The 4,249-nt window shown below is 69.4% G+C and carries 3 protein-coding genes; all 3 read right to left on the reverse strand.

What is annotated here, in order from left to right; all coding sequences use genetic code 11:
• Positions 1–226 precede the first annotated feature (226 nt).
• The 3 genes from AWC03_RS23675 to AWC03_RS23685 all read right to left on the reverse strand — a co-directional run bounded on the left by AWC03_RS23675 (position 227) and on the right by AWC03_RS23685 (position 3,885).
• Positions 227–1,501 carry an alpha/beta hydrolase gene (locus tag AWC03_RS23675; RefSeq protein ID WP_085243142.1) on the reverse strand — a complete coding sequence of 425 codons (1,275 nt, stop codon included), beginning with the start codon at positions 1,499–1,501 and terminating at the stop codon, positions 227–229.
• Positions 1,501–3,072, reverse strand: a complete 1,572-nt coding sequence (gene fadD12, locus AWC03_RS23680; protein WP_249025961.1) for an acyl-CoA ligase FadD12 — start codon at positions 3,070–3,072, stop codon at positions 1,501–1,503. Before fadD12 ends, AWC03_RS23675 begins: the two co-directional genes overlap by 1 nt.
• A 69-nt stretch (positions 3,073–3,141) precedes the next feature.
• Positions 3,142–3,885 carry a lysophospholipid acyltransferase family protein gene (locus tag AWC03_RS23685; RefSeq protein WP_142278500.1) on the reverse strand — a complete coding sequence of 248 codons (744 nt, stop codon included), beginning with the start codon at positions 3,883–3,885 and terminating at the stop codon, positions 3,142–3,144.
• Positions 3,886–4,249 lie beyond the last annotated feature (364 nt).

Here is a 4,249-nt window from a genome sequence, read left to right on the forward strand (position 1 = left end):
CCGCTCCAGGGCAGCCAACCGCTCCGGGGTGGTGAGCACGTCAAAAGACAACCCACACAGGCGATCCGCGTCATGATCCAGCGCGTCGAACACCTCGACGATCTCCTCACGACTGCTTGCACCCATACCCCAAACCCTAGAAGCCCCCACCGACAAAAACCGCCGCGTTGTGATCAGAGAAACCCAAGTGACACAAGGGATTCGCGTGAACGAACGAGCGGTACAGCTAGTCGCGGTCGGGCGGGTTGGTCGCGTACACCCAGGACAGGAACTGCGCGACGGCCTCCGCGGCGCGATGCGCCCGGGGTGAGCTGAAGATGTCGAAAGCGTGTTGTGCGCTGGGCAATTCGGCGTAGGCGACCGGCGACTTGGACACCGCGCGCAGCTCCTCGATGAACTCCTGGGCTTCGCCGACAGGGATGAGGGAGTCGTCGCGGCCGTGCAGGACGAAGAACGGCGGCGCGTCGGCCCGCAGCCGGCGGATCGGCGAGGCGTCGACGTAGACGTCGCGGTGCGACTTGAACCCCCGCTTCACCACGAACTTTTCGAGCAGCGAGACGAACTCGGGGCGGCCCTCGCCCTCGGTGGAGAACCAGTCGTAGCGGCCGTAGATCGGGACCGCGGCCGCCACCGCCGTGTCGGCGTCTTCGAACCCCGGCTGGAATGACGGGTCGTTGGGGGTCAGCGCCGCCAGCGCGCACAGGTGCCCACCCGCGGAACCCCCGGTGACCGCGACGAAGTCCGGGTCGCCGCCGTAGTCGGCGATGTTCTCCTTGACCCACGCCAGCGCCCGTTTGACGTCGACGATGTGGTCGGGCCAGGTGTGGCGGGGCGAAACGCGGTAACCGATCGACACGCACACCCAGCCGCGGGCGGCCAGGTGACTCATCAGCGGGTAGGCCTGCGGCCGGCGCATCCCGATCATCCAGGCGCCCCCGGGCACTTGCAGCAGCACCGGCGCCTTGGCGTCGCGCGGCAGGTCGCGGCGGCGCCAGATGTCGGCCAGGTTGGCGCGGCCGTTCGGGCCGTAGGACACCACGTTGGTCTTCTCGACGTAGCGCCGGCGCGCCACGGTGTTGCCCAGCGGCAGGCTGCGCCGCCCGCTGCGGGTCGGCTTGGCGTGGGGCAGTTTGCTCACCGCCTCGGCGTAGTCGTGTCCGAGCTGCTCGCGCAGGCCCGCCTCCAGCACCGGACCCGGGGTGGTGACGCCGCGGTAGCGGATCACCCCCAGGATCACCCACGACGCGGCCGTCATGGCCAGCGCCGCCTTGCCCCGCCGTCCCGCGAAGTGGCCCCGCCGCGCGCGCCGCAGCGCGTCCAGCAGCGAGACGGAGAAGTAGATCCCCGGCACCTCCGACGTCGGCCAGCCGAACCAGAAGACCAGCACGGTGCTGTAGCCCTTGCGGGCCAGCGGCCGTAATCCGTTGGCGGCGTTGGCCAGTTCGAGCGCGGCGCGCGCCAGCGGGCGGGGACGCACCAGGCGGCGCGACAACCGGCGCATCAGCCGTTGACCCGCGATTGCAGTTCGTTGCGCTGGATCTTGCCGGTGCTGCCGCGGGGGAGTTCGTCGAGCACGGCGATCTCGCGGGGCACCTTGTAATTGGCCAGGCTTTCCCGGACGTGTTGTTTGAGGGTCTCGGGCGTGGCCCCGGCGCCCGGGGTCAAGACCACGAACGCGGCCAGCCGCTGCCCGTACTGCTCGTCGTCGACGCCGATGACCGCGGCCTCGGCCACGTCGGGGTGCGCCGCCAGCGTCTTCTCCACCTCGATCGGGTAGACGTTCTCGCCGCCGGAGACGATCATCTCGTCGTCGCGGCCCACCACGAACAACCGGCCGGCCCCGTCCAGGTAGCCGACGTCGCCCGACGACATGAACCCGGCGTGAAAGCTTTTCCCTTTGCCGGAGGAGCCCTCCGTGTAGCCCTCGAACTGGGTGTCGTTGCGCACGTAGATGGTGCCGACCTCGCCGGTGGGCAGCTCGTTGAATTCGCTGTCCAGGATCCGGATTTCGGTCCCGCCCGCGGGCCGGCCGGCGGTGTCGGGGGCCGCGCGCAGGTCTTCCGGGGTGGCGGTCGCGATCATGCCGGCCTCGGTGGCGTTGTAGTTGTTGTAGATCACGTCGCCGAACTCGTCCATGAATGCGGTGACGACATCGGGCCGCATGCGCGACCCGGATGCCGCCGCGAAGCGCAAAGACTTGCAGCTGTATCGCTTTCGCACCTCGGGCGGCAGTTCCATGATGCGGTCGAACATCACCGGCACCACCGCCAGGCCCGTCGCCTGGTGCCGGTCGATGAGGTCCAGCGTCGCCTCCGGGTCGAACTTGCGCCGGGTGACCACCGTGCACGCCATCGACGCCGCGAAGACCAACTGCGAGAAGCCCCAGGCGTGGAACATCGGCGCCACGATCACCACCGTCTCCTCGGCCCGCCACGGCGTGCGGTCCAGGATGGCCTTGAGCGTGCCGATGCCGGCGTTGCCGCCGGTTTGGTTGGCCCCCTTGGGCGTTCCGGTCGTGCCGGAGGTCAGCAGGATCATCCTGCCCTTGCGGCCGGCGCGCTCGGGCTGTTGGCCGGCGTGATCGGTGATGAGCCCTTCGACGGTCAGCTCGTGCGGGCCGTCGGTCCAGGCCACGATGTGGGTGGCGTCCGGTTTGTCGGCCAGCGCGCGGTCCACCGTCTCGGTGAACTCCTCGTCGTAGATGACGGCGTCGACGCCTTCGCGGTTGACCACCTCGGCCAGCGCGGGCCCGGCGAAGGAGGTGTTGAGCAACACGACGTCCGAGCCGATCCGGTTGGTGGCCACCACCGCCTCGACGAAGCCGCGGTGGTTGCGGCACATGATCCCGACGACCCTGGGGGTTCCCGACGGCAATCCCTGCAGCGCCGCGGCGAGCGCGTTGATCCGCTCGTCGAGCTGGCGCCAGGTCAGGGTGCCGAGTTCGTCGACCAGCCCCGGCCGGTCCGGGCAGCGCTGCGCCGCGGTGGCGAAGCCCACGGTCATCCCCATGCCCGCGCGGCGCATGGCCGCGGCCATCTTCAGGTAGCGGTCGGGCCGCATCGGCGCGATCATCCCTGCACGCCTCAGGGTGGTGATGACGCCGAGGGCGTCGTTGACCGGACCAAGCAGAGAAGCCACGGCTCAGCCCAGGATCGGGAAGCGTCGCTTGGCGGCCAGGTCGTTGAGGCCCTGCTGCATCACCGACCGCACGTGCTCGTCCACCTCGTCGACGTCCGGGTCGTCACCGAACTCGGCGGCGATGTCGATCGTCTCGAGCACCTGCGTGACGATCTTGGTGGGCAGCGGCAGATTGGGCGGGATCACCGCACTGAAGCCGAAGGGGAAGCCGAACGACAACGGCAGGATGGCGCTGCGCAGCAAGCGCTTCACGCCCAGCCGCTCGGCCAGCCAGGTGCCGCGCGACAGGTAGAGCTGCGTCTCCTGCCCGCCGATCGAGACGGCGGGCACGATGGGAACCCCGGCCTCGATGGCGGTCCTGACGTATCCCTTGCGGCCGTTGAAATCGATGACGTTCTCCGAGAGCGTGGGCCGGTAGGCGTCGTAGTCGCCGCCGGGGAAGACGATCACGACCCCGCCGGACCGCAGGGCCTGCGCCGCGTTCTCCCGGTTGGCGCGGATGTATCCGGTGCGCCGGAAGAACTCCCCGGTGGGGCCGGTCATGAGGATGTCGTGGCTCAGGGTGTAGACCGGCCGGTCGTAGCCGAACTTCTCGTAGAAGTGGACGCTGAAGATGGGGACGTCCATCGGGAACATGCCGCCGGAGTGGTTGCCCACGACCAGCGCCCCGCCGGGCGGAAACGAAGTCAGGCCGTGCACTTCCGACCGGAAATACGCCTTGAGGAACGGGCGCATCACGCCCACCATGCGCTGGGTCAAGACGGGGTCGAATTTGCCGATGTCACCGGCATCGGGGCGATCCTTGTCGGTCACGTTCCTCCCTTGACGCTCCCGCGAGGCCGCCCGAGGTGTGGGTGCCGCGTCGCGTTTCTCGATGGTAGCGATCGGGGTACAACCGCCGTCATGGTGCTTATCTCTTCGCCGGTCCGCGGCTATGGTGCCGGCCGGGCGCGGGCGCTATCGTTACGACGCCCTAAGTGAACTCTCGAGAAGCGGGGATCGGATGGACGTTGCGGGTTTGTCCCACGAACGCGGCTCCCGGCGGGGCGTCGGCCTGCGTGACCGGCGCGCTCACGGACCACACGCCGGCGTGGCCCGCCCCGATTCGGCC

It is taken from the genome of Mycobacterium europaeum (assembly GCF_002102155.1).
GTDB lineage: Bacteria > Actinomycetota > Actinomycetes > Mycobacteriales > Mycobacteriaceae > Mycobacterium > Mycobacterium europaeum.